The 24,446-nt window shown below is 36.2% G+C and carries 23 protein-coding genes; 7 read left to right on the forward strand and 16 right to left on the reverse strand.

The window, feature by feature from the left end; translation table 11 throughout:
* Window positions 1-2 precede the first annotated feature (2 nt).
* Both CIN_RS02280 and CIN_RS02285 read right to left on the reverse strand, forming a co-directional pair.
* Window positions 3-479 (reverse strand): hypothetical protein, encoded by a 477-nt coding sequence (locus CIN_RS02280; protein WP_139016916.1) that lies wholly within the window; start codon window positions 477-479, stop codon window positions 3-5.
* Window positions 480-667: 188 nt separating this feature from the next.
* Entirely contained in the window at window positions 668-1,798 is a 1,131-nt protein-coding gene (locus CIN_RS02285) for an asparaginase (protein ID WP_139016917.1), read from the reverse strand.
* Window positions 1,799-2,035: 237 nt separating this feature from the next.
* On the opposite strand from CIN_RS02285, the gene CIN_RS02290 reads away from it, so the two are divergent.
* Entirely contained in the window at window positions 2,036-3,763 is a 1,728-nt protein-coding gene (locus tag CIN_RS02290; protein WP_040363703.1) for a hypothetical protein, read from the forward strand.
* A 25-nt stretch (window positions 3,764-3,788) separates the two neighbouring features.
* On the opposite strand, the gene CIN_RS02295 is transcribed toward CIN_RS02290, so the two are convergent.
* Entirely contained in the window at window positions 3,789-4,562 is a 774-nt protein-coding gene (locus tag CIN_RS02295) for a glycosyltransferase family 25 protein (protein WP_008853441.1), read from the reverse strand.
* A gap of 91 nt (window positions 4,563-4,653) precedes the next feature.
* Entirely contained in the window at window positions 4,654-5,169 is a 516-nt protein-coding gene (eco, locus tag CIN_RS02300) for a serine protease inhibitor ecotin (protein WP_008853442.1), read from the reverse strand.
* A 157-nt stretch (window positions 5,170-5,326) separates the two neighbouring features.
* On the opposite strand from eco, the gene grxB reads away from it, so the two are divergent.
* Window positions 5,327-5,977: a glutaredoxin 2 gene (grxB, locus tag CIN_RS02305; RefSeq protein WP_008853443.1), complete on the forward strand. Its 651-nt coding sequence runs from the start codon at window positions 5,327-5,329 to the stop codon at window positions 5,975-5,977.
* An 80-nt stretch (window positions 5,978-6,057) separates the two neighbouring features.
* On the opposite strand, the gene CIN_RS02310 is transcribed toward grxB, so the two are convergent.
* The gene (locus CIN_RS02310; protein ID WP_008853444.1) at window positions 6,058-6,285 is read right to left on the reverse strand and encodes a hypothetical protein; all 228 of its coding nucleotides are present in this window, start codon (window positions 6,283-6,285) and stop codon (window positions 6,058-6,060) included.
* A gap of 45 nt (window positions 6,286-6,330) precedes the next feature.
* Window positions 6,331-7,734 carry a siroheme synthase CysG gene (cysG, locus tag CIN_RS02315; RefSeq protein ID WP_008853445.1) on the reverse strand — a complete coding sequence of 468 codons (1,404 nt, stop codon included), beginning with the start codon at window positions 7,732-7,734 and terminating at the stop codon, window positions 6,331-6,333.
* 476 nt (window positions 7,735-8,210) lie between these two features.
* Between cysG and CIN_RS02320 the strand changes: the two genes are divergently transcribed.
* Window positions 8,211-9,767, forward strand: a complete 1,557-nt coding sequence (locus tag CIN_RS02320) for an inorganic phosphate transporter (protein ID WP_008853446.1) — start codon at window positions 8,211-8,213, stop codon at window positions 9,765-9,767.
* A 102-nt stretch (window positions 9,768-9,869) separates the two neighbouring features.
* Here CIN_RS02320 and CIN_RS02325 read toward each other — a convergent pair whose 3' ends face one another.
* The 3 genes from CIN_RS02325 to bfr all read right to left on the reverse strand — a co-directional run bounded on the left by CIN_RS02325 (window position 9,870) and on the right by bfr (window position 14,416).
* Window positions 9,870-10,910 carry a glycosyltransferase gene (locus CIN_RS02325; protein WP_008853447.1) on the reverse strand — a complete coding sequence of 347 codons (1,041 nt, stop codon included), beginning with the start codon at window positions 10,908-10,910 and terminating at the stop codon, window positions 9,870-9,872.
* Between the two features lie 62 nt (window positions 10,911-10,972).
* Window positions 10,973-13,723: a M16 family metallopeptidase gene (locus CIN_RS02330; RefSeq protein WP_008853448.1), complete on the reverse strand. Its 2,751-nt coding sequence runs from the start codon at window positions 13,721-13,723 to the stop codon at window positions 10,973-10,975.
* A gap of 213 nt (window positions 13,724-13,936) precedes the next feature.
* A complete protein-coding gene (bfr, locus tag CIN_RS02335) occupies window positions 13,937-14,416 on the reverse strand; it encodes a bacterioferritin (RefSeq protein WP_008853449.1) in 480 nt (159 codons plus the stop codon).
* A 223-nt stretch (window positions 14,417-14,639) separates the two neighbouring features.
* Between bfr and CIN_RS02340 the strand changes: the two genes are divergently transcribed.
* On the forward strand, window positions 14,640-14,819 hold the full coding sequence (locus CIN_RS02340; protein ID WP_008853450.1) for a (2Fe-2S)-binding protein: 180 nt from the start codon (window positions 14,640-14,642) through the stop codon (window positions 14,817-14,819).
* A gap of 156 nt (window positions 14,820-14,975) precedes the next feature.
* Complete coding sequence (locus CIN_RS02345) at window positions 14,976-15,494, forward strand: hypothetical protein (protein ID WP_008853451.1); 519 nt, start codon at window positions 14,976-14,978, stop codon at window positions 15,492-15,494.
* 43 nt (window positions 15,495-15,537) lie between these two features.
* On the opposite strand, the gene ccmI is transcribed toward CIN_RS02345, so the two are convergent.
* From ccmI to CIN_RS02375, 7 genes are all read right to left on the reverse strand, one after another.
* Window positions 15,538-16,278: a c-type cytochrome biogenesis protein CcmI gene (gene ccmI, locus CIN_RS02350; RefSeq protein ID WP_040363705.1), complete on the reverse strand. Its 741-nt coding sequence runs from the start codon at window positions 16,276-16,278 to the stop codon at window positions 15,538-15,540.
* A 6-nt stretch (window positions 16,279-16,284) separates the two neighbouring features.
* Window positions 16,285-16,746: a cytochrome c-type biogenesis protein gene (locus CIN_RS02355; protein WP_008853453.1), complete on the reverse strand. Its 462-nt coding sequence runs from the start codon at window positions 16,744-16,746 to the stop codon at window positions 16,285-16,287.
* Between the two features lie 13 nt (window positions 16,747-16,759).
* The gene (locus tag CIN_RS02360) at window positions 16,760-17,305 is read right to left on the reverse strand and encodes a redoxin family protein (protein ID WP_008853454.1); all 546 of its coding nucleotides are present in this window, start codon (window positions 17,303-17,305) and stop codon (window positions 16,760-16,762) included.
* Between the two features lie 2 nt (window positions 17,306-17,307).
* The gene (locus tag CIN_RS02365; protein ID WP_040363868.1) at window positions 17,308-19,284 is read right to left on the reverse strand and encodes a heme lyase CcmF/NrfE family subunit; all 1,977 of its coding nucleotides are present in this window, start codon (window positions 19,282-19,284) and stop codon (window positions 17,308-17,310) included.
* Window positions 19,285-19,461: 177 nt separating this feature from the next.
* Window positions 19,462-19,959: a cytochrome c maturation protein CcmE gene (ccmE, locus tag CIN_RS02370; RefSeq protein WP_008853456.1), complete on the reverse strand. Its 498-nt coding sequence runs from the start codon at window positions 19,957-19,959 to the stop codon at window positions 19,462-19,464.
* Window positions 19,956-20,093 (reverse strand): heme exporter protein CcmD, encoded by a 138-nt coding sequence (gene ccmD, locus CIN_RS11645; RefSeq protein ID WP_008853457.1) that lies wholly within the window; start codon window positions 20,091-20,093, stop codon window positions 19,956-19,958. The genes ccmE and ccmD overlap by 4 nt, the downstream gene beginning before the upstream one ends.
* Before the next feature lie 12 nt (window positions 20,094-20,105).
* Entirely contained in the window at window positions 20,106-20,864 is a 759-nt protein-coding gene (locus CIN_RS02375) for a heme ABC transporter permease (RefSeq protein WP_008853458.1), read from the reverse strand.
* A 138-nt stretch (window positions 20,865-21,002) separates the two neighbouring features.
* Between CIN_RS02375 and CIN_RS02380 the strand changes: the two genes are divergently transcribed.
* A complete protein-coding gene (locus CIN_RS02380) occupies window positions 21,003-21,299 on the forward strand; it encodes a YciI family protein (RefSeq protein ID WP_008853459.1) in 297 nt (98 codons plus the stop codon).
* A gap of 92 nt (window positions 21,300-21,391) precedes the next feature.
* On the forward strand, window positions 21,392-24,403 hold the full coding sequence (locus CIN_RS11300; protein ID WP_008853460.1) for an esterase-like activity of phytase family protein: 3,012 nt from the start codon (window positions 21,392-21,394) through the stop codon (window positions 24,401-24,403).
* Window positions 24,404-24,446: the final 43 nt, after the last annotated feature.

Consider the following 24,446-nt stretch of genomic DNA (forward strand, 5'->3'; position numbering starts at 1 on the left):
GTTTATTGAGGATAAATACGAGTTAACGGAGATAACGAAGAGAAGCTACAAAAGTCACCATGCCATGCTGTGCAAGCAGATGTTTCTTTGGTTATTTTTAGCTGGTTATTAGCTGTTTTCTGCAAAGTAACCTTGCATAGAGGATCTTCGGTAGAGGTAAATATAATCTCAGACTTATTTTTTGAATTTAGCACGGTATCTCCATATGAATTTGCCTGACATGTAGGAGAGTCATAAGTGATTAATGCTTTTCCAGGTCGATCTGTATAAAGGGCAATCACATAATTATTTTTTTCTTTATGAGCACTGTAGATAGAGATCTGAGGATCAGACAAAACAGGAGCTGTTGGTTTTTCTGTTTTTGTTGCTGTTTCTTTACTATGTTTGGAGGCGGTTGCATGATGTGTTTTTGCACAAACAGACTGGCTGCAACTTATGGCGAGTAAGGATAATACTCCCAAAGAAATTCTTTTTATCAATCGTCATCTCCAAATATGGATTTATGGATAAGAAACAAACGATTGCATTGTAAGGAATTCTTAGTATTGATATCAAGTTTTTTTTAACTGATTAAAAATCCCTAGGTTTTTATAGTTAATTTTAGAAATAAAATAACAAACCTAAGGATGTAATGACTAGTCTATAGAATGAGTAATATGCTTATTAATTAATATAATTTAGCAAATTCTTTTTGGATTTGGGCTGGTGTATTGATTTTATTTGCTAATAAAATTTGGAGGAGTAATCGTGATTTCTGAGGGTTTAGATCTTCTGAAACAACAAAATGATTTTCATCATCGTTAACTTCGACATTACGATTAACAAAGCCACTGCTAATTCTTGTAGAGCGAACAACAATAACACCTTTTTGTTGAGCTTCTTGTAATGCTTTTAAAGCCGCAGCAGAGGTGTTTCCATCACCAACACCGGCAAGGATAATACCTTTTGCACCTTTTTGAACCGCATCTTCGATAAGGTCACCATCCATTTGAACATGAGAGTAAATAATGTCTACTCTTGGAAAAGGTGCTTTAGAAGGTGCTATAAAAGCTGCTTGTGCTTTAGGTTGAGCAGGGATGTAAAAACGAACATGTTCATTATTAACCATACCAATAGGGCCAGCATTAGGCGCTTGGAATGCTTCTAGATTAGTGGTGTTCATTTTTTGTACAGAACGTGCCGCAAAAATCGTATCATTCATGACAACCATTACGGAGCGATCTTTTGCTAAAGGACTACCAGCGACTTTAACCGCATCAATTAAATTAGCGGTACCATCTGCACTAGCATACCCAGCAGGGCGCATGGCTCCGACTAAGACTACTGGTTTTTTGTGAGGTAATACTTCATTTAAAAAGAAAGCGGTTTCTTCCATTGTATCTGTGCCATGTGTAATCACAATACCAGAGATTTTTGGGTTTGCTTCTGCTTTTTGAATGCTATATGCCAAATCAAGTAAAACTTTATCTGACATGTCCTGAGAGCCAATTTGAGAAACGGCTTCAACTTCTATATTTGCATGATCTTTCAGTGCAGGTACTGAAGCAATTAGGGCTTCTCCACTTGTTTTTCCTGCATGATATCCCAAACTTTTATCATCTTGAGCTTGACCAGCAATGGTTCCGCCTGTGGTTAAAATTAAAACAGTTGGTTTCTCTTGAGTAGATTGTTGCATGGGCGTTGTATTTGATGCGGGTTGAGGTTTTTGAGCAAATGAAGACTGAGAAAGACAAGCTAGTCCTAAACAGGTTAGTCCAAAAATAAATTTATGAGTGGTTTTATTTATATTATGATGCATGGTATAAATCGATCATCTCTATTAATGAAGCATAATGAAAATATTATTTTAAATAATATTCTTTGTTTCTTTGTAATCTGTTTTTGTTTTGATTAAAATAGCATAGATTAACGAAGTTGTTTATTTTTAGAAAAATATAGAATTTTTAGTGATAGGCTTTGGGTGTTTTATGGTGTTTCAGTGGTTTAAAAGTAAAAATAAAAAAAATCAGCACATAATAAGTCTCAGCAACGATTGTTGATTCTTCCTGTATTTCAAACTGGGCACCAAATTGATTTTATTTATAAAGTAGAAAGCCACATAGTACAGTACGCTGCTGATTTAACACTTTTTTTGCAACCAGAGGAAGTTATTGAAAAAGTTAGCTATGAGAATAAAGATTCCTCTCTTTCTTTTAGTGATTTTGTCTATCAAAAAGCTAGTTTTATGATGGCAGTTAAAGGAGGGTGGGATAGTTGTAAATCTTCCATTTTATTTACAGTCGAAACAAATATAAAAAGAACTTATCAATTTACAGTTTTAGTGACAGTTATAAGTAATACTAAAAATAAAATAGATATTGAAAAGCAACAAAGAAAAAGTCGTTTATGGGCTTTTGATCAGAATCCAGATATTAGTGTTGCTCAACCTGATGGAAACACATGGATTGAAGGCGATATGATTTTAAATATTCATAATCGCTATTTATGGGAATATCGTCAGGTTGATAACCGTAAAATTTGGACTCCTTTATTTATTATGAATGGTGCGAATGAGCCTGTAAGCACGATATATAGTGATGCACAGAACCCAGGAGAGCGTTTGGTTTTAAGCCAAATCCACTCTGATCAAGGGAAAATCAAATCAAATGCCCAAGGTAGTTTATCGGTTAAAGGAGATATTACAACCGAGAATGTTTATACAAAAGCAATGGTAGCAGGCCATCCTTTAGGAGAAGGAATGTTATTTACTTCTCAAGGGATGATAGCAGGCCATAGCCTCTATGTGGGGTCTCCAGAAGTAAAACCTAAAAATATCTATATTGGCATGCCTGGGGTTGTTTCTTCCAAACTGATTTCTACGGATTATTTACAAATAGCCCCTTTGTCGATTAAGGAAATGCCTACTCAAGTAACAAAGGGGACTTTGGTTTTATGTTTTGATTATGCAGGTTATACAGATTTAGTTTTACTATATGCGACGAAGGATCACCCACAGTCAATTACAGATTGGAAGCCTTTATTTTCATCTGTGATGGTGCCTGCTGAGAAAAAAAATATAACATCTACACCACCACGCCCAACATCAAGACCAAATTTGTATCCAGTTTCATTTAATCCTAATATTAGTGCAGGGAAACCTGTATCAGGTAATATTGTTGAAATGAGGCCCTCTACTAGTTCATCTGATACTGTAGAGACTTCTTCTATAGAAAATTCCTCATCGATAGAAAAGAAACATTATGGAGTTGACACTTATACACGTTTATTGTTTGAAAGAGAGCAGATACCAGTCACAATAGATAAAAAAACACTATGGAAAGCATTGCAGATTGATGAATCTGCTCAGAAAATTACTGGGGATGGACAGCAATATTGCTCAATCGAGGATAATTGCTGGAAGGCACCTATCAGTGGGTTATTGCATATTCAAGGATATTTTATTTTTATGGAAGAGCAAGTGAAGCCATCAGAGCCGATCTCTTATCATGCTGGTGACGTATTATTATTAAATATTGCATGTAATCAAGAGCAAAAAGATGATATTTATCCTTTAACTCAATTAGAATTTCCGTTGGTCCCTTATATGAATGATGTGACGCATTGTATTTGTGCACACCAACAACTTCCTTTTACGATGACCTATCCAGTTAAGAAAGATGATAAGATTACAATTTCACTTGCCTATATGCATCAACAGTCTGCATATGGACAAGCAAAAGATTTGTTAATAAAAAAAGCTGTTATTACATGGTTTATATCTTAATCATTTTCTCTATGATTATCGTATTTTACCCTTTAATATTTTCGGAGTATGCTAAAAACGGAGAGGCTAAAACAACATCCATATTTCGTGTAAGATGTTCTAAAGTAATATCTATACCATATTCGTAATTGATTGCAGAAAGAGCCCCATAAAATTGAATATTATAACAATCAATAGGAAATTGTTCGAGTAAGGCTTTAGCCCCTTTGGGGGTAACGGAGTAACATGGAAGACCAGCAAACATTTTACATGCAATAAGATCAGGGGTAATAGATTGAGATAAATATACTTTCTTATCTATTTTATCTCCATAAGCCCCGATTTGATTGATTGCAACGAATTCCGTTTTTCCTACTTGAATTAGGTATGATATTAAAGATGATGGTAGGCCTTTTGCATTTTGTAAACGGATAGGCCAATCAATATTGTATCCCCATGCAATGATATCATGTTGATGATCACTGTTTGTAATTTTTTGACTTTCTTTTATAAAATCAGGATGAATGATAACATCATCTTCCATAATAGTGATGCCATGTTCGCTATCAGCAGCAATTTTCCATAATTCATAATGAGATTTTAAAATGCCTAAAGCGCGTGCTTTATAAAGGTTTTTTTCAGTGATTAGTCCATCCACGATTAATTGACGACGTGCTAAACGGATGCCTTCATAAGCAGGAAAAACATTGATATGTTCCTTAAGAAATGCATTATTAATTTTAAAATTTTCTAAACGTTCTGTTTGACGTGGTAAATTGATAAGATAAATAGGTAGCATAAAATCCTCATCAGATCGCATCTATAAGGTTAACATTTATATAATGCTTTCTTCATAGCTTATTTATAAACAAAAGTAAAAAATCTTTTTTATTGCAAACTGATATACAGGATTACTTATTTTTATTTTCCTCGGCATTGTGTAATAAGCCAGCTGACCATACGCGGTATGATAAATGAATATTTTTTGGAATATAAATAACAAGAGGTAGTTTACTATTATAATCTATAAAGGGCAGGTTAGTTTGAATAGCAATTGCTTTGTTTTCGATTTTTTGGGGGATACAGGCCATTCGTGTAGAGGCAGGTTCATTGATTTTGCTAAGTACGTAATATTCATATCCCCATCCAGTGAGTGGTTTTGTGTCCATTTCCCCACTAATCATAACGCGATTACAATCGGTTTTTATTGTTTTTTCAGGAATTAATTCAACACGATAGAGTTCTTCATTTTGTAACATTGGAAGTTGAATAACGACTTGTTTATAACCTTTTTCTGGTTTTGGCCAAATAGCCATAGGATCTTTTTTTTCAGCAGCCTGTCCTGTATGTGAATAAAGAGTAAAGGATAGGCATGTGAGTAATAATAGACAGTTTTTATAAACTGTAGATTTTTTGAAAAATATCATTTTATTTCCTTGAAAATAAGAGTGTAAAGAAATAGTTTAGAGAAGAGCTAGAGCAAGGCTACATATAATTCGAAAGAGGTTATAAAAGGTAAATAAGTATCTAGTATAATAAAGGATAGTTATTTCCTTGGATTAAATCGTTAGATAGGGATAAGTGATGAAACTTTATATTTATGAACATTGTCCTTTTTGTGTTGTCACGAAAATGATTTTTGTTTTAAAGAACTATCCGGTTGAAATTGCTTATCTTTTATATGACGATGTGCAAACACCAATGCAAATGGTCGGACGTAAATTATTACCTATTTTAGAGTATAAGCCAAATGTTTTTATGCCAGAAAGCATAGATATTATTCGTTATATTGATCAAAATATCGGCCAGCCTAGAGTGATATTACCTGAGGTTGATTTTATTGAGGAATGGGTTAAAGGGGTGCAACGATTTATTTATCGTTTGGCTTATCCGCGTTGGATTAGGGCACCTTTTCCAGAGTTCGCATCTGAAGAGTCTCAGAAATATTTTCACAAAACAAAGGATCCTTCTGGTCGAGGATTTATGTCAGATCTAGCTGACCCAGCGCTTTTACAAAGAGCTCAAAGGGTAATTGATAGTTTAGAAGATATTTTGTTAGATTATCCATTAATTGACCATGATAGAGAGCTTTCTATCAGTGATTTTTCTTTATTTGCACAATTACATTCTTTATCGATTATTAAAGGCTTATATTATGGTCCTGTTGTTAATCAATGGAGACAGCATGCGTCAGAGCTTTGCTTTATTCCATTAAGTGATGAATTCGCAAATTGATATTTTTAAATTAGTGATTTAAGTTTATAGTTTGTTACGTAGCTAAAAGAGGGGAAAATTCCCCTACTTTTAAAAAATAATTATATAAAATCTTTAGTTGCTTTTGGGAACATCTCTGAAATACTGCTGAGTTGATGAAGTTTTTTTGCGACATTCAGTGCTGTAGAGGCGCGAGACGGTGTTGGTGACGTCGGGATAGTATCGGCGGCTCCAAGCTCATTAAAGTTATTATCAATATTATGAATAAGAGCAACACGGTCTTGCGGATCAAGGTCTACAGCAAAAGCAGAAAAAAGTTGTTCAGTCATAACGATCCTATATATAAAATTCATCTCACTTTTTGTAAAAAATGATTATTCCTTGGAAAGAACTCGATGATTTACGACTTCTCCAATAATAACAAGTACAGGGCTTTTTAAACTCGCTTGTTTTACTAACTCGGATAAATTTTCTAAGGTGCCTGTAATAACTTTTTGTTCTGGTAAAGTGCCTTTTTCAATTGCAGCGGCAGGCCATGTTAAAGGGAGACCTCTGTTTACCAACTCTTGGCATAGTTGGTTAAGCGTACTAAGCCCCATATAAATGACTAATGTTTGTTGAGGATTTGCCATACTTTGCCAAGGTAAATCTAATTTACCTTCATGTTGTGTATGCCCTGTAAGAATGAGACAAGATTGGGCGCAATCTCTGTGGGTTAAAGGAATACCACTATAGGTTGCACAACCATTAGCCGCCGATATTCCTGGGATTATTTTAAATGGGATACCAGCTTCTACTAATGCTTCTGCTTCTTCTCCCCCACGACCAAAGATAAATGGATCGCCACCTTTTAATCTTAAAACGCGCTTGCCGTTTCGAGCATGTTTAATAAGTAATTGATTAATTTCATTTTGAGGAAGCGTATGCTTCTTTTTTTGCTTACCCACATAAATTAATAAAGCATCACGACGAATGCGTTTTAGACTATCACTTGAGAGGAGATGATCATATAAAATAACATCAGCGTTTTGCAGGCATTGTATAGCTTTAAGCGTGAGAAGGTCTGGATCACCAGGGCCTGCACCAACTAGCCATACTTCTCCTTGGGTGATATTATTTTGTTCTACTAGATCTTGCAGGTATTTGAATGCATTTTCCTCTTGATGTTGCTCAATGAAAGAAGTTCCTCGTCCATCTAAAAAACGTTCCCATAATCTTTGCCGTTGATCTGTAACAGGTAAGTGTTTTTTTATCCAATGGCGATGTTTTCCCATAAAACGTGCAAGTTGGCCTGTCGTTTGATTGATAATGGGTTCTATTGTTTCACGGATGCGTCTACTAAGTACTGGGGCTGTACCACCTGTTGAAATTGCGATTTGTACAGGATTTCTATCAATAATAGCTGGAGTAATAAAACTTGAGTGTAGAGGGTTATCTACGGCACATACAGGAATATTACATTCCTGAGCCCATTGTGAGATTTGCGTATTATAATCATGATCATCTGTTGCCGCAAAAATAAGGCGAGCACCATGGATATGATTTTTAAATTGCTCTTGGTTTGTAATTTGGCCATAAAATTTTACTAGACCTTGTTGCTCTAAATCTTGAATGTCTTGACACAAATCTTGTGCAAAAATTTCTATTTGAGCATGTTTATCTAGTAATAAACGGATTTTTCTAGCTGCGATTTGTCCTCCGCCGACGATAATCAAGCGAGAGCCATCAATGCGTAGCGTGATAGGAAAATAAGAAAAAGAGGCAGAGGAGGCTTCCATAATATGACTATATTACCTGATAAAAACGTAAAGAGAATAGGGCGATTAATTTTAAATGTTCATATCTTAAATTCCATTTGATTAAAAGAGAACTTGTTTTTTTGGTTATTTACAAAATATATTTCATTGATCATTTTTAATGATATCAAGATGTGTTTTGTATGATTTTATATATGAAACTGTTATTTTTTTATAACGCTCAGCAAGTTTCTTTGTGGTTTTTGTTTTTTATGATACATCCCCCCTTGTGATGAGATAGGTTCTTTTGTAAAGTCAACCCAGGTTTAGTCTAAAATACTAACGTTTAATAAGGTCAGGATATTCGCCAATGAGATCCTTTATGCAGGTTTGTTGTGTATTTATAAAAAGTGATGATACGTGTATTGCCCTTATTTGCCAGCGCTTCTAAGAAAATAAAGAATTTATTTCATGATTTTTTTAGAAAAAACTCTTATTTTATATAAAAAGCTTTAAATATGACTCCACGTAATCGATCGCTGCTTAATACGGTTGCTTTCTTAGCTGTTTTGTTTGGCGTAATTATTTATACCATTATGCATGTGCGTGAGGATTTGATCGGCTCAACACATTCATCTGCTTTGGCCTTTGTATTGTTAGGCTTGGCGTTAATCATTGCATTGGGGTTTGAATTTGTAAATGGTTTTCACGATACAGCAAACGCTGTGGCAACTGTCATTTATAGTAACTCCTTGCCGCCGACTTTTGCGGTGATTTGGTCAGGAATTTGGAATTTTATTGGCGTCTTACTATCTAGTGGTGCTGTTGCTTATACGATTATTTCTTTATTACCGATTGAACTTGTTTTAAAAGTAGGTAGTGAAGCAGGCTTTTCAATGATTTTTGCCCTGTTACTCGCTGCGGTTATTTGGAATTTGCTGACATGGTTTTTTGGTATTCCTAACTCTTCTTCTCATACATTAATTGGTTCGATCCTTGGGGTTGGCTTAATGAATCAGCTCCTTATGGGGGATGGGGTTTCTAGTGGTGTTGATTGGGGACAAGCATTACAGGTTTTTAAAGCGCTTATTTTTAGTCCACTGGCAGGGTTCGCGATTGCATTTTTGGGTATGCAATTATTAAGATTTTTACTTCCTATCCCTACGCTTTATCAAGCACCTAAAGAAGGAAAAGCGCCTCCTTGGCCGATGCGTGTATTATTGATTTTAACTTGTACAGGAGTTAGCTTTAGTCACGGTTCTAATGACGGACAAAAAGGAATGGGATTGATCATGTTAATTTTGATCGGAACCGTTCCTACAGCTTATGCTTTAAATAGTGCAGTCTCTTCAAGGCAAGTAGAGAATTTTACCCATAAAGCAATGGTGGTTGATAATATTTTAGCTGAGTATGGTCCTGTGATGCCACTGTCTTTATCTGAAAGCCATGAGGTTCTTACTCATACCATTCAGAAAAATCATTTACTTCATGAAACAGTTCCTGCCATGCGGGCAATGTTAAGAATTATTAAAGAAGATGTTGGGAATAAGGCTACTTTTAAAGATATTCCTATTGAAAATCAGACAAATCTTAGAAATAATTTATATTTGTTAGATCAAAACCTTGTTCACTTTACGCACTTACAAACGAATTTACCTAAAGATCAAGAAACGATTATTACTGATTTTGAAAATGATATTGTGAGTTCTATTCAATTTATTCCTCCTTGGGTAAAAGTGGTTGTTGCGATTGCGTTAGGTCTTGGCACAATGGTTGGATGGAAACGTATTGTGGTAACGGTTGGTAAAAAAATTGGCAAACAAGAAATGAGCTATGGGCAAGGTGCTGTAGCCGAGACTGTTGCGATGACGATGATTCAAATGGGAAATCAATTTCATATGCCTATTAGTACTACCCATGTTGTAACGTCTGCAATTGCTGGAACCTCAGTTGGGCGAGGAAACGGAATTCAATGGAGCACTGTTAGAAATATGGCAATGGCTTGGATCTTGACTTTACCAGTTTCTATTATGTTATCTGGTTGTCTTTTTTGGTTATTTTTAAAGGTCTTTTAAATTAAGGTTTTTTATTGATAGTCGTTTTTAATGTAAAGCAGACCTGGTCACCAAGTTTGCTTTATTTTTATGATATTAAACTATTTAAAATATAAAATTACTTTATTGTTTAGATAAACGAAGATGTAGGTCTTCAATATATTTTTTCATAGTGATAAGTTTATTCTCTGTAGATGCATTTAGAAAATGTATTAATCCTAGTTTCTGGGTTCCACTTGGTATTGTGGTGCTTTCTTGAGGAATGCGATATAGACGGATCCAATTTGACATCATTTCAATTTCTACTTTTTGAAATTTAAACAAAATATAATTTGTGAAGCGTTGATCATAAAATTCATCTTTATAACCTTGTTTCTTCATAAAACCATAGGCAGATTGAATAATCATTTCAAAAAATGGCAATGTCATTTTAACATTATTAAAGAACATCGCTCCAGATGAAAAGCCTCGATCGGTTGGTTGGAAAGGGATATGATCTTCCTGCATTAATCGCCAACCGTACCAATATCCTCCTGACTGTGGGGAGCCTTCTCCAAGAGGTCCTTCTTTGCAAGTATGTATAAAAGGGCTGTTAATATGTTGAATGAACAGCTCGTCTAATGGTGCATTGCAGATAATATCTGTATCTAAATATAGTAACGGTTGAGCTTGTTGTAATATGGACTGATTAATGTGATATCGTGCCATATACCAGTCAAATTTTTCTAGTACAGGTAGAGTAATAAGATGTAGTTTGTCTCCTAACTCTAAAGGTGCAAGGATTGTTTCTAATATTTTTTTTGTATCTTCTGCGGTTAAAATTGCGATATCATATTGCCATTTGCCAAACTCAATCAGAGATTGAATCGATGTATATACACATTCAAAAATTGCCTGTGAGCCAAACGCACAAAAATAAATAATTGGCTTGTATTTCTTGAAGACTACTACTTGCCATGAGTTATGGATAAGTTGGAATTCTTTGATCTCTTGAATGTTTGTAGATGGGCAAGCTTTTGTTACTTCTTGGTCGTTGAGGGTAATATTACCTAAATTCCATATACCATCTTCACTTCGTTGAGGTTGAATAAGGGTGTTATTGCCCAAGGAAACCCATTGTGAAGAAAGAAGATAGTCAAACCATTCTTGTGTATTTTGCATCATATATACTCTATTGAAAGCGATCTAAAGAGCATCAAAAAATGATACTCTTTAGAATAGTAAAATTACGGAGTATTTGGACCTTTGATAATTTGAGCAAGGTCTTTTGGACGAATGTAAGTTTGGAATGCTTTTTGAATCTCAGCAGCAGTGGCTTTGTAATAACTTTCTGCTGCGATATGAGAGCTATTTAAAGGCAATCCTAGGCTTGTATAGGTTAAATAACGATCTGCAATGCCATTCACACTTGCTTCCTGTAAAGGAATACTGCGTAATAGAGACGCTTTTGCTAATTGTAATTCATCCTCTGTAATTGGAGTAGTTTGCATAGCGGTTAGGTCTTTTAATGCAGCTTTACGTGCCAAAGAAACTTTGTCAGGATCTGCACCAAACGTAATGCTGTAAGCACCTCTGGTTTGAGACCAATCAAAGTCACTATTAACATTATATACATAGCCTGTTTTGACGCGCAAATCTTTATAGAAACGTCCAGCAAATCCACCACTTAAAACTTCGTTTCCTAGGTTTAATAAGTAATGATCTGGCTGGTGAACATTCATATTAATGCTTTCAACCAAAGCAACACTATTTTGAACAGCACTCTTGTCTGGAACATGCACATAAGAGCTCTTGCTATTTGGACGTTTAGGCATGTTTAGATCAGGTTTAGGTCCTTCAGCTTTCCATTGTCCGAAATATTTTTCAATGGTTGCTTTTGCTTGTGCTGGAGTAATATTCCCAGCCACAACAATGGTTGTCAGATCAGGTCTAAAGGATTTTTTATAAAAATCATTTAAATCTTGAACAGTCAGTTTCATGACCTGTTGAGGATTGGCTTGACGTAAGCTTGGGTCATTGGGTGGGTTAATGGCTTTGCTGATGGCTCTGCTGAAATGATAGCCAGGTGATTGATAAAGTCCAACCAAAGATTGAGAGGTTTGTTGTTTAACAATATCAAAGAATTTTTGATCAAAAGCAGGGTTTAACTCATTATCAGCCAAGAGTTGCACGCCACGGTCAAAATCAGGAGCTAAGACAGATAAAGAGAAATCACTACCTGCACTAACATCAGCAGCAATATCATCAACTGCTTTTCTGAAAGCTAAGCGGTCCAATGTTTTGGTACCATATTTGAACATATCATCGGTAATATCTGCAATACCTTCTTTGCCTTTACCTTCTTGTAAGCTAGGGTTTTGGCGAATCTGACCAAAAATACTAATGGTATTGCTGACGTGAATTGGTTGGACAATTAAGCGAATACCATTGCTTAACGTCATATCTGTAGGTTGTGCGCTTTCTTTGGGAACATTGAGTTTTTTAAGTGCAGATTCTGCCCATTCAGGTAGTTTTACAGGTTTATCTGGAACGGAAGCAAAAGACTCTGCGCCACCATATCCTTTATTAGAGATTGGTTTTCCTGAGTTTTCTGGAGTTAAAATAGCAGTAATAGCTTCATCAGGATTTAAGATTTGTTTTGCAAGTTCATTGACTTGCTCTGGAGTTACTGCTTGGTATGCAGCAGCCATTTCGTTCGGATCATTTAATCCTTGGAAAGCGAGTGCTGTTGACCAAGAGCTTGCTAACCCTGTGATACTATTGGCTGAAAAGGCTAGGCTTGCGATTTCTTTACGTTTTGCAGCTTCGACGAGTTCAGGAGAAACACCATGCTCGTGAATGTTTTGAATGATTTGTTTGACTTCATTTAAAACAGGTTTGTAATCTTGGCCTTTTGGAAAGGCTGCGATTGCAACGCCAAAACCAACATCTCCTTTTGGTACATATTCAAAGTCAGCCATTAATGCTTTACCTTGAGGCACTAATCCATACAAAGCCCCACGTTGACTGGAGATGACATCGCTTAAGATATCTGCAACTGCGAAATTTTTAGATCTTTCACCAGGCATGCGCCATGCAATGGTAACAAGGCTGGTTGGGAAATCTGTTGGGTAAGTTAAGGTTTGTGCTTTGATGGGTTTGAGCGTGAACGGTTTGGATTTTGGAATGTCTTTGCGAGGAATAGAGCCAAAATCTTTTTCAACCTGAGCAATTGCTTTATTTGGATCAACGTCACCAGAGATGACTAAAATTGCATTGTTAGGCGCATAATATGTTTCATAAAATTTCCGTAATATTGCAACAGTGGTTTTATCAAAAGATGGACGAGTTCCCAAAGCATCATGTTCATAAGGTGTTCCGTCAAACATGATTTTTTGAAGTTCTGATACATATTTATAAATAGGGCTGGAGAGATCTCTTGAAACTTCTTGTTCAATTGCTCCGCGTTCTTTTTCCCAATCAGCAGCATTTAAGCTGAGGCCACCCATTCGTAATGCTTCGATTTTTAACATAATATTTAAATCTTCAGCAGGGGCAGTATAGTAATATTGAGTTACATTTTCGGTTGTAAAGGCATTATAGCTGCCTCCTAATTGTGCACCTAAAACAGCTAGTTGATCTTTGTCTAATCCTGTGCTGCCACGGAACATCATATGTTCCAATGCATGTGCTGTTCCTGGAAAACCTGCAGGTGCTTGGTTAGAGCCTACGAGATAACTGATTTGAGCAGTGATGACAGGTGCCAAAGGGTCTTTGACAACAATAACGCGTAATCCATTTTGGAGCGTTTTCCGAACAACGTCTTGTTTAATTAATACAGAAGATTCTGCTTTTGCTGGAGACTTTGTAGGTAAGGTAATGGGATCGGTTGTTATTTTTTGTGCAAAAGCATGTTGGGAAAAGAAAGCTGCCCCCATTAATGGGGTTGATGTCAGTAAAGCAAGAGACAGAGTTGCTTTGCTCAATGAGATTTTCATCGTTACTATATGTCCTGTTTTTATGAAAAATATCTTTCAAACAGGTTAGTAGAAAAAATAGATTTAGTAAAATTTATATCATTGATTGGATGATAAAGTGATTGTTAGCGAAGGATATAAAGGGGGATGCTAAAATTGAAAGTTTTGAAAATAAATTGTGTAATCTATTAAAAAAGGCAAAGATAGAATTCTACCTTTGCCTTTTTTAATAGATTATTGAGCAGAATCGTCTGAGTTTAAAGTGATGTAACGTTCAATGGTGATACGTTTAATCAAGTCAAATTGTGTTTCGATAAAGTCGATATGTTCTTCTTCAGATGCAAGAATAGATAAGAATAAATCACGGCTAACGAAATCATGAATAGATTCACAATGTGCGATTGCTTCACGAAGATCTTTACAAGCTTTTTGTTCCATAACAAGATCAGAATTCAACATTTCTTCTACGTTTTCACCGATTTGAACAGTGTTTAAACGTTGCATGTTTGGAAGACCATCAAGCATCAAGATACGTTCAATAATGGTATCAGCATGTCTCATTTCTTCGATAGATTCTTGATATTCTTTTTTACCAAGTTTTGTAATACCCCAATGGTTTAGGATACGAGAATGAAGAAAATATTGATTAATAGCTGTTAATTCATTGGTTAATTGAATGTTTAAATATTCGATAACTTTTTTATCTTTAATCATGTGATTTCTCTTTATAGGTTATATTTTATAATTATTTTGTTTCTTGAGGATAACTTTTATCCTTCTTGCTAACCCTATCACTTTTATTCTTATAAGTAAAAACTATTAAATGAAATTAAATGTGATTTTTTTCATTTTTTTTATAAATACCTCTAGACATTCGTGTTGAGAATGGTTATTAATATCATTATTAACAACTTTGTTGTCTTGGAGCATTTGGGCTATGTATATTTGTTCATGTCGAGCTTTAACGGATAGGGATGTTGGTAACGCAATTCAGGGCGGTGCAGATCGTCCTAGTGCGGTCTATGAATCTTGTGGATGTAAGCCTGATTGTGGTCGGTGTGTTAAGCGTATCGTAAGTATGCTTAAAGAGCATAATAAGGATGCTATCCCAGCCTAAGATTTATATTATTTTGTTTCTTGAACTTATTGAGCTCGTTTATTTTGAACGAGCTTTTTTTTTTGTTTTAATCACGAAAAATTGAAAAATATTTTTACCTTGTTGAGCGTTTCTATTATGGATAGACTAAGTTCAAAAAGGAATTAAAGAGTAATTATGTCTCAAAATAAAAATGGTATCTTCGTGCAAATAGATTATTGGTTGTTGGATAATGTTTTCCAACCTATTACGAATCGTTTGCCTGGTGAAAAAAGTAATTTACGTCTTGGTATGAATCTGATGCTGGGATCTGTTATTTTCTCTTTTGCATTTTTACTGATGCCTTTATTCTTCTTTGATATAGGTTTTTTCTCATCAACCTATAACTTACTATCTTGTGTGATGGTCATTTGTTTTTACATGTATGTGCATCGAAATCAAAGCTTGGTTAGAGAGGGATTTGTTAATCCTTTGCGTTATTTCCTTTCTGGGATCAGGATTATTTCCATTCCGTTTACATTATACGGAATTTACGTGTGGATGACATCGGTGGGTATGATGGGACGATTTACGATGTTATACAGTATCAGTAATGTGTTATCAGTATGTGGGTTATATTTTATTTCTTGTAATGTTAATCCACCTAAGAAAAAAGAAGAGCAAAAAATTGTTTTTGCTGAAAATCCTTTTTCTTAAAGATGATGATTGTCCTGTTTTAATAATCAGGACAAATTATATATTAATGCTTAGCTTTCTCATATTCGGCAATACGTTGTTCAGCCAGCTCTCGCCAAGGCACATCTTTGGGGGCAGCGTCTAAGGCTTTGCGGAATAAAGTAACACTATCTGTTGAAACATTGCCGTCAATTTGAGTTTGTATTTCTGCTATTTGTGCAGCAAGGCTAGGGTCAAACTGTTGGTTAAGTGCTTCTTTCCAAGCTTGCACTGCTGCGGGTAAATTCCCACGAGAAGCCTCAATTTTTCCTAACAGTAAATATCCTTCTATTCTTTTTGGATCGGTCATGGATAGAGTGGTTAATTTTGCCTTTAATTGTGTAATATAAGGCGCAACTTTTTGACTCATTTCCTCTTGTTCTGCTAATCTTGGTGTTAAAGGTGCAGCAGGTAAGGAGGGAAGACCGTTCATTAAGTATAATCCCATTGCAGCCAAGGGAATACAAAATAACCCTAAACTTGTAACGATAATACTTGCTTTTGGTAATGACGTCGTAGAGGTTGCAAACGAAGGGGGGATTTGATCCGTTTTTAATAAGCGTCTTTGTATTTCTAGCTGTGCTTGGTCATATTCAGATTTTAGAATAAATCCATGCTCTAAATCATTATTCAACTCTTTTAATTGAGACTGATACACACGCAAAGCAGATTGCTGCGCATTGGTCATGGCTGGTGTTCTGCATAACGTAACCCAACAAGGAATTAGGCAAAGTAGACTAAAAAGAATAATAACAGTCCATAACATTGCTTTTTAATCTTTCATCAATTCATTAAGGCGTTTTTGTTCTTCTTTGCTCAGCGCAGCAGTAACAGTGTTTTTTCTTTTTCTTAACGTTACAAAGGCGACCATTAAGCCAATGCTTAATGCCAATATAGGCATAAACCATAGCAAAGCTGTGGTGATAGTGAAGGGAGGATTGAGACGAATAAAATTCCCATAATGATCCACCATCCATTGCATGACTTGTTGATCTGTATCGCCTGCTGCAATGCGTTGTCTGACGACTTTGCGTAAATCTTTGGCAAGGTCGGCACTGCTATCCTCGATGCTTTCATTTTGGCAAACTAAACAGCGTAACTGTGATCCTAGGTTTTCTGCACGTTTTTCTTGTTGAGGATTTGCGAGCATTTCATCAGGACTATCAATGCCAAATGCAATAATCGGAGCCGATAGACTGATACAAAAAATAAATAAAATTGCTATAAAACGCATTAGGATGCTTTCTTTATTGCACAAAGGATAGAAGCGTTTTGGTAGAAGTGGCTGTTAAAGGCTTTGGATAGTGCCATTTAATAATCCCACCAGGCATAATAAGGAAGCTTTCTGGCACTCCAGAAAGTCCCCAGTCAATGCCAACGCTGCCATCTGGATCTTGACCAATTCGTCGATAAGGATTGCTATTTCGTTGTAGAAAACCTGCCACGGCATCAGGTTTGTCTTTATAGGCAATGCCCCAAATTGCAATATGACTGGATAATTGTTGCAGAACGCCCATTTCTGTTAGGCAAGGAATACACCAAGAGGCAAAAAAATTAATTAAAACAGGCTTGGTTTGTTGTTGTAATTCTTGTTGATTAAATCCTGTTGATGGCGGTTGATCAGCTAATGTAAAGGAAGGGATAGGTTTATTTAAAATTGGTGTGTTGATTTCTCTTGGATCAAAATTGCCTTTGCGTAATCTAGATAACATGGCTAAAAATCCTCCACCAGCGACCGCAGCTGTGGCAAAAGGAAGGGACCATAATAAACGACGGCGAGTAATATCTTGCATCTTTAAATGTCCTTTGCTTTTTTTCTGTGGGCAGGGGAGCCAACTCTGAACCGTCGATCAGTTAACGTGATAAATCCACCAATAGTCATAATTAATCCACCAATCCAAATCCAAGGAGCAAGGGGATTATAATGTAACCGTAAAACGAATAATGGCGTTGCTTGCGTACTATTTTTACTGTCGCCTAGGACAGCATATAAATCAGAGACAAAGTTTGTATGAATAGCAACATCCGTGACGACTTGTTGTTGTCGTTGGAAATAATGACGCGCAGGAACCATCCATGTGATTGGCTGTCCATCTTTTGAAACTTTAATGACAGCTTCCGTAGCAATATAATTCGGCCCTTGTCGATCGGTGATATTGGTTAAGGTCCAATCATATCCAGCTAAATGAATAGTGGTATTGATTGGAACTTCAACAATTTTTTGTTGGCTAGCTGCCATCCCAACAATCCCTAGGACGGTAATGGCAACTCCGATATGCGCAATGTAAGTTGCATAGAAAGATCGAGGTAATCCAGCCATACGGTTGATTGTATTGCCGAGAGAGGTTTTGAACAGTGCAATATGTTTAATAAAGTCTGAACATGCACTTAGGATAATCCATACGCAAAGTCCTGTTGCGAGCGATGGGAGGATTTGATGCAGATATATAAACGCAATAATGATACAAGGGATAGAGATTAGTGCTGCAACGCTAAGGGTTTTAGCTGTTTGTTTGAGATTACCTTTTTTAAATGCAATGACAGGGCCAATCGCCATGGCTAAGAATAAAACAAGTGCAATGGGGATCAGTGCATTATCGAAAAATGGTTTGCCTACAGATAAAGTTTGGCCATTAATCAGTTGAATAAACGGTGGGTAAAGCGTTCCTGTTAAGACGACTGCTGCCATTGTGCATAATAGAATATTATTGAGGACGATAGAGCCCTCACGGGAAAAGAATGTAAATATTCCGGTTTGCGTTAATGTAGGAGCTCGCCATGCAAAAAGAAGTAATGCACCACCGCTGATCACGGCAAGTAATAAGAGAATAAAAACACCTCTGGCTGGATCAGATGCAAAAGCATGGACAGAATTTAAAATACCAGAACGGACTAAGAACGTACCACTTAAGGATAGAGAGAATGTTCCAATGGCAAGGAGAATTGTCCAGACTTTAAGAGCTTCTCTTTTTTCCACGACCAATGCAGAATGAAGTAAGGCTGTTCCTGTTAACCAAGGCAATAAAGAAGCATTTTCGACGGGATCCCAAAACCAATAGCCTCCCCAACCAAGAACGTAATAAGACCACCAAGAGCCTAATGCAATCCCACAGGTAAGTAATGCCCATGCTAAAACAGTCCAAGGCCTTACCCAACGTCCCCATGCCGCATCGACTTTACCTTCTAGTAACGCAGCAACTGCAAAGGCAAAAGGCACTGAAAATCCAACATAGCCCATATATAAAATAGGAGGATGAAACGCTAATCCAGGATCTTGTAATAAAGGGTTCATTCCTTGCCCATCTAGAGGGGCAGGCCATACACGTAAGAAAGGATTGGATGTTGTTAAACAAAATAGCTCAAATCCAGCGGCACTTCCGCCCATAATCGCAATAACTTTGGCGCGTAAGGAAAGGGGAAGATGTTCACTATAAGCAGAAACAATTGCTCCAAAGAATGCGAGGATAAACGCCCAAAGTAAAATAGATCCTTCGTGATTTCCCCAGACGCCAGTAATTTTATAAAGCAAAGGTTTATCAGCGGCACTATTTTGTAGGATATTTTGAACGGAGAAATCATCTGTAATCGCAGCTGTAATCAGGCAAGCAAAAGCAAGTGCCAACGCGAAGAATTGTCCCCAAGCCAAAGGAGATGCCAAAGCCATAAGACGATTATTTTTTACTTTGCTACCCATCAAAGGAATAATAAATTGAGCCCCTGCAAGGCAGCAAGCTAAAGCCAAAGTAAAATGACCAAATTCTGGGCTAAGTATTTTTGAGATCACAGCATTTGTCCAGAGTAGATTGCGAATATAAATGAAAACAGATTAAATCTTTACCTTCTCTAACAAAAGCTATTGTAAAAAGAAATAACGAAAATCAAAGAGAAGGTTTAAAAGGTTTTGGTATTAGCCAGTTACTCATAATAAAATACAAGCAACATATTAATATTATTGTTTAGGTTTAACCATATGATCCCAAGTATCTGCATCAGGTGGGGGGCCAAATTTAGGATCCCATTTGCCACTTTTTTGTAATGCTTCGGCGACTTCTTTGGGCATATAGGTTTCATCATGTTTAGCCAAGACTTCATTGGCAGTAAAAATATTATTTTGATCTAAGCTGCCAATGGCAATAACGCTTTGTCCCTCACGGAAAAGGTCAGGTAAAATACCTGTATAATGAACTTCAATCGCAGCTTGTCCGTCGGTTACTTTGAATTCTGCTGTGGGGGTTTGATCGTGATGAGAATAATGTAAAGAATTTGCAACAACCATTCCACCTAATCTAATGGTTGTTCCTTTTGCAGTGGGATGATTGATCAATTGAGAAGGTGCTTTGAAATAAACCAAATTATTCGAAAAAGCAGATAGAATTAAAGTAATGGCCAGAGCAAAGCAGATCATTGCTCCTAAAACAATCCATAATCTTTTTGTTTTACGTTTCATGAGCGTTTATTATTTTGAATTTGAGCAAGTTTCTTTTGAACAGTTTTTAATTTTGTCCATGAATGCACAGATAATCCACCAATAGCAATAATGGTAATTCCATAAGCAGCAGCAAGATAAGGTAAATGGGTCATGTGTTCAATGGCCTATTCATTTAATAAAAGATGGCGCACTTGGCGTTCAAGAATAGCAGCACGTAATTGAATACAAACCAAAGCAATAAATCCCAAAGCAAACCCTATAAAGCAAAAAATAAGGGGCCACATCATGGAAAGGCTCATTGCTGGAGCATGTGTTATACTAAACGTGCTTGGCTGATGTAAAGTATGCCACCAATTAACACTAAATTTGATAATAGGTAAATCAAAAACACCAACTAATGCCAAAATGGCTGCTGCTTTATAGCCTTTTTGTTGATCATCAAAGGCATGAAGCAGTGTAATATGTCCTAAATATAAAAAGAACAAAACGAGGACTGAGGTCAGTCGGGCATCCCATACCCACCATGTGCCCCACATGGGTTTTCCCCATAAAGAGCCTGTAATGAGGCAAAGCGCGGTGATAACCGCACCAATAGGGCCAATGGCTTCGGCAGCTAAATCAGCTAAAGGATGTTTCCAAATTAAAGAGCATAGCGCACAAAGTGCTAATCCAAAATAACCACCACTTGCTAAAATTGCCATAGGAACATGAATATACATAATTCTGACGCTGTCGCCTTGTTGCCAATCAGCAGGGGAAAAGAATAGTCCCCACACAATGCCAATAGATACAAACAAGATACCAAAGGCAATGACCCAAGGTTGTATTTTACTTTCGAAGCGTAAAAATGTTCCAGGGTTGGCAAAGCGATGAATATTAAAGCCAGATTGTTTTGCAGAAGGTGGCACAGATGTTTTTGTCATTTAGGAATGTTTTATAAAAAAGGAACTAATTATATACTATTACAATTGAACGATTTTTTTTTCAATTTTTAAAGTAGAAAGATTTGTTTTAGTATGCATAATTGAAGCTTATTAATTGATTATTATAAGGAAAATAAAATGTTATTTGCGATTATGTGTACAGACAAACCAGATTGTTTAGAGTTGAGAACTGCGGTAAGACCAGAACATTTAGCATATTTAAAAACATACGAACAATATATAAAAATTGTTGGACCGTTATTAGGCGGCAATGAAAAAAGTTGTGGCTCTTTGATTATTGTTGAAGTGGAGGATCGTGCTGCTGCTGCAGGATTTGCAGAAAGTGATCCATATGCAAAAGCAGGATTATTTGAAAGCGTCGTGATTAGACCTTTTAAAATGGTTGGGTTTGAAGGGAAAATATTAGGACTATAATCACCAATATAGATAAATCTATGAAAAGATACAATAATTCGATATAAGAAATTATTCTATTTTATAAAACATTAGTTTGGGTAAAGAGTAAAATGAAGCTTCAATATTTAAATCAGACTGATTTACCTATAGATTATATGGATGATGACTATTCAGTAGGAAGATTATCTAGAATTGATTATGATCCTGTAACGGATACCTATACTGCACAGTCTGATTTTGGAGCTGATGGTAAACCTGTGGCTATATATACTTTTCAGTTTACAGGGTTGTATAATTCTGATGGTAAACCAGACATTATATTCAAAAAAACACCGATTGATTTAACGGGAATTAGCAATGTTAAGTCTATTCGTCGTGACCCTAAAGGAGATGGGTTTTGGGTAACCACAGAAGAGGCTATGTCTGGAATTTATCATTCTCATACAGATGGTAGTGTTTCTAAGTTAAGCGCAATTCTCAGTAATATTGAAATAAATTCTCAACCTGACAAGAGTTTAAAAAGAGCAACTTGTGTTCTAGATGGATCGCATTATGTTGCATTAGAAAGAAATTTAACAACGGATGCAGCGGGTTATACACGGATTACCAAGTTTGATAGCGATGGAATTCTAGTTGCACAATATGCGTATTATACAGATCGTCCATCAACAATCGATGTGACAAGTAATGGTATCGCAGAAATTGTAGCAATTAATGAGCATCAATTGTTAGTAATGGAAAGAGGATATAATAATACTCCAGATGCTTCAACTGGAAAGTCTGTCAACCGTGTTCGGATTTATGAAATTGATTTGGACGGTGCACAGAATGTAGTGGATATTCCCAATTTAACTTCTGCTAATACGCAACTTGTCTCTAAAAATCTTGTTTTTAATTCAATGGATCCGTCAATTAGTGATGTTTTGGGCACAACAGCAAATCGATTTGATAATATTGAAGGAATGACGTTCGGGCCAGCTTTGTCAGATGACAGATCTTCTTTGGTGCTTGTATTGAATGATAACTACAGTGCAAATCAAAACAAAACACAGTTTGTCAGTTTTGCTCTTAAGTCTCAATATGACTCATTGCAGAAACTTGAATATGTTAATCAGGTTGGTGTGGCTACAGATTATGTGTTTACCGATCCTACTAGTGGGCTAAGCTATCAAATAGGTGGGCTATCAGGCATTGATTATGATCCAAAAACAGATACATATATTGTTGAATCGGATCATCAACCAAGTTCAGCGGCAAATTCTCCCAGTGCTTCTGTGATGTTTCGTATTAAATTAACAGGTCTAACAGATACGAATTCTAAACCAACAGTTCAGTTTTTAAGTGCTAAGTCATTATTGAATGAAAATGGACAACCCGTTTCTGATGTAGAATCTATTCGTTTTGATCCCAAGGGGGATGGATATTGGTATACAACAGAGGAAAAGCCAGCAGGAATTTATCATTATCATAGTAATGGAACGGTGAGTCGGTTGGCGGTTCCAGATAATATAGCGACACGTGCACAGAATAATTTAAGTTTGGAAGGATCTACTTTTTCACCAAATGGTTCCTATTTTGTGTCTATGGAGCGTAATTTAACAGGCGATTTAACTGGAGTTTCCAGAATTACGAAATATGATGCGCATGGAAATATTGTTGCACAATATGCGTATTATACAGACCGACCTTCTACGATTGATGCAACTAGTAATGGTATTTCTGAAATCTTGGCTTTAGATGATAATACTCTTTTGGTAATGGAACGCGGAGATAATAGTAAGCAAGTAGGCGTTACTCAAGGTGCATCTAGAAATCGTGTACGTATTTATAAAGTCAGTTTAATCGGTGCGCAAAACGTAATGGATGTTACGAATATTACTGCGGATAACACAACAACATTAACAAAAATGGAAGTGTTTAATTCTCAAGATCCATCTATTGTTGATAAGTTAAATACTAATCAAACAAAGATTGATAATATAGAAGGGATGACTTTGGGGCCTAAATTAGCTGATGGGCGTCAATCCTTAATTTTAGTTTCAGACGATAATTTTAATCCGGGTCAGTATAAAACACAATTTCTAAGTCTTGCTTTGGATGATGGTGATGCATGTTTCTTGGCAGGCACGTTTATTCGTGCAGAAAATGGACTGGTAAGGGTTGAAGACATTGTGCCTGGAGATCTTGTATATAGTGTAGGACATAATAATACGTGGCAATTACGTCAAGTGATTTGGGTCGGTAAACAAACTACAACGGTTGCTGCATATAAGCATGATGATTTAGCAGGATATCCTATTTGCATTCGTAAAAATGCGATTGATGAGGGGGTTCCTTTTGCTGATTTATATGTGACAGCCGAACATTGTATGTTTTTTGATGATTATTTTGTGCCTATTCGCATGTTAGTGAATGGAAAGACAATTTTTTATGATCATTCTTTTACGACTTATGACTATTATCATATAGAGCTAGAGAAACACAGTGTGATTGTAGCGAATGGAGCTTTATCAGAAAGCTATTTAGATACCGGAAATAGGCATTATTTTACGAGTAAATCACTTGATACTTTTTCATCTACTCGTGTTAAAAGCTGGGAAAGAGATGCTGCTGCAATGTTGATTACAAAACGTGGTGGAGTGGAAGCTATTTTTTATGCATTAGATCAACGAGCAGATAGAATGTCTATTGAGTTAATCGAGCAAAAAAAAGTAAGAACAAACAATCCTGATGTATACTTAATAACGGATAAAGGCTGTAAATTATTCCCTGTAAGAGTGACGGATACAGAAGTTTTATTCGAATTACCTTCTGATCTTAAGAATGTACGTTTGATATCTAGGACTTATCGTCCATGTGATGTTTGGGGAGCGCATTATGATAATCGTTATGTTCATGGTGTATTGGTCGGAGATATAGTGATGCATCAAGAGCATCAGAAATATATACTAGATATGCATTTATCAGGAAAAGAGTTATCTGGCTGGTTACCGCAATCTCACTCTCGTGCCAGGTGGACCTCTGGGAATGCTTTAATTCCATTAAAGTCAGTGGAAGATAATCGGAATATCTTATTATCTATTCAGATTGTTGAGACAGGCTCTTATGTTGTGAATGAGTAAATAAGGCGTTCAGAAAGAATTTTTTATTTAAAAGGGGGTCTTT

It is taken from the genome of Commensalibacter intestini A911 (assembly GCF_000231445.1).
GTDB lineage: Bacteria > Pseudomonadota > Alphaproteobacteria > Acetobacterales > Acetobacteraceae > Commensalibacter > Commensalibacter intestini.

What these genes read in the sequence shown, in the direction of transcription:
- CIN_RS02355 (WP_008853453.1), bottom strand. Translation starts at nt 16,746, where the DNA reads ATGCGTTTTATAGCAATTTTATTTATTTTTTGTATCAGTCTATCGGCT.
- CIN_RS02310 (WP_008853444.1), bottom strand. Translation starts at nt 6,285, where the DNA reads ATGACTGAACAACTTTTTTCTGCTTTTGCTGTAGACCTTGATCCGCAA.
- cysG (WP_008853445.1), bottom strand. Translation starts at nt 7,734, where the DNA reads ATGGAAGCCTCCTCTGCCTCTTTTTCTTATTTTCCTATCACGCTACGC.
- CIN_RS02320 (WP_008853446.1), top strand. Translation starts at nt 8,211, where the DNA reads ATGACTCCACGTAATCGATCGCTGCTTAATACGGTTGCTTTCTTAGCT.
- ccmD (WP_008853457.1), bottom strand. Translation starts at nt 20,093, where the DNA reads ATGACCCATTTACCTTATCTTGCTGCTGCTTATGGAATTACCATTATT.
- ccmE (WP_008853456.1), bottom strand. Translation starts at nt 19,959, where the DNA reads ATGAAACGTAAAACAAAAAGATTATGGATTGTTTTAGGAGCAATGATC.
- CIN_RS02295 (WP_008853441.1), bottom strand. Translation starts at nt 4,562, where the DNA reads ATGCGATCTGATGAGGATTTTATGCTACCTATTTATCTTATCAATTTA.
- CIN_RS02285 (WP_139016917.1), bottom strand. Translation starts at nt 1,798, where the DNA reads ATGCATCATAATATAAATAAAACCACTCATAAATTTATTTTTGGACTA.
- CIN_RS02345 (WP_008853451.1), top strand. Translation starts at nt 14,976, where the DNA reads ATGTCTCAAAATAAAAATGGTATCTTCGTGCAAATAGATTATTGGTTG.
- CIN_RS02360 (WP_008853454.1), bottom strand. Translation starts at nt 17,305, where the DNA reads ATGCAAGATATTACTCGCCGTCGTTTATTATGGTCCCTTCCTTTTGCC.
- CIN_RS02325 (WP_008853447.1), bottom strand. Translation starts at nt 10,910, where the DNA reads ATGATGCAAAATACACAAGAATGGTTTGACTATCTTCTTTCTTCACAA.
- CIN_RS02380 (WP_008853459.1), top strand. Translation starts at nt 21,003, where the DNA reads ATGTTATTTGCGATTATGTGTACAGACAAACCAGATTGTTTAGAGTTG.
- CIN_RS02340 (WP_008853450.1), top strand. Translation starts at nt 14,640, where the DNA reads ATGTATATTTGTTCATGTCGAGCTTTAACGGATAGGGATGTTGGTAAC.
- CIN_RS02375 (WP_008853458.1), bottom strand. Translation starts at nt 20,864, where the DNA reads ATGACAAAAACATCTGTGCCACCTTCTGCAAAACAATCTGGCTTTAAT.
- bfr (WP_008853449.1), bottom strand. Translation starts at nt 14,416, where the DNA reads ATGATTAAAGATAAAAAAGTTATCGAATATTTAAACATTCAATTAACC.
- grxB (WP_008853443.1), top strand. Translation starts at nt 5,327, where the DNA reads ATGAAACTTTATATTTATGAACATTGTCCTTTTTGTGTTGTCACGAAA.
- ccmI (WP_040363705.1), bottom strand. Translation starts at nt 16,278, where the DNA reads ATGTTATGGACTGTTATTATTCTTTTTAGTCTACTTTGCCTAATTCCT.
- eco (WP_008853442.1), bottom strand. Translation starts at nt 5,169, where the DNA reads ATGATATTTTTCAAAAAATCTACAGTTTATAAAAACTGTCTATTATTA.
- CIN_RS02330 (WP_008853448.1), bottom strand. Translation starts at nt 13,723, where the DNA reads ATGAAAATCTCATTGAGCAAAGCAACTCTGTCTCTTGCTTTACTGACA.
- CIN_RS11300 (WP_008853460.1), top strand. Translation starts at nt 21,392, where the DNA reads ATGAAGCTTCAATATTTAAATCAGACTGATTTACCTATAGATTATATG.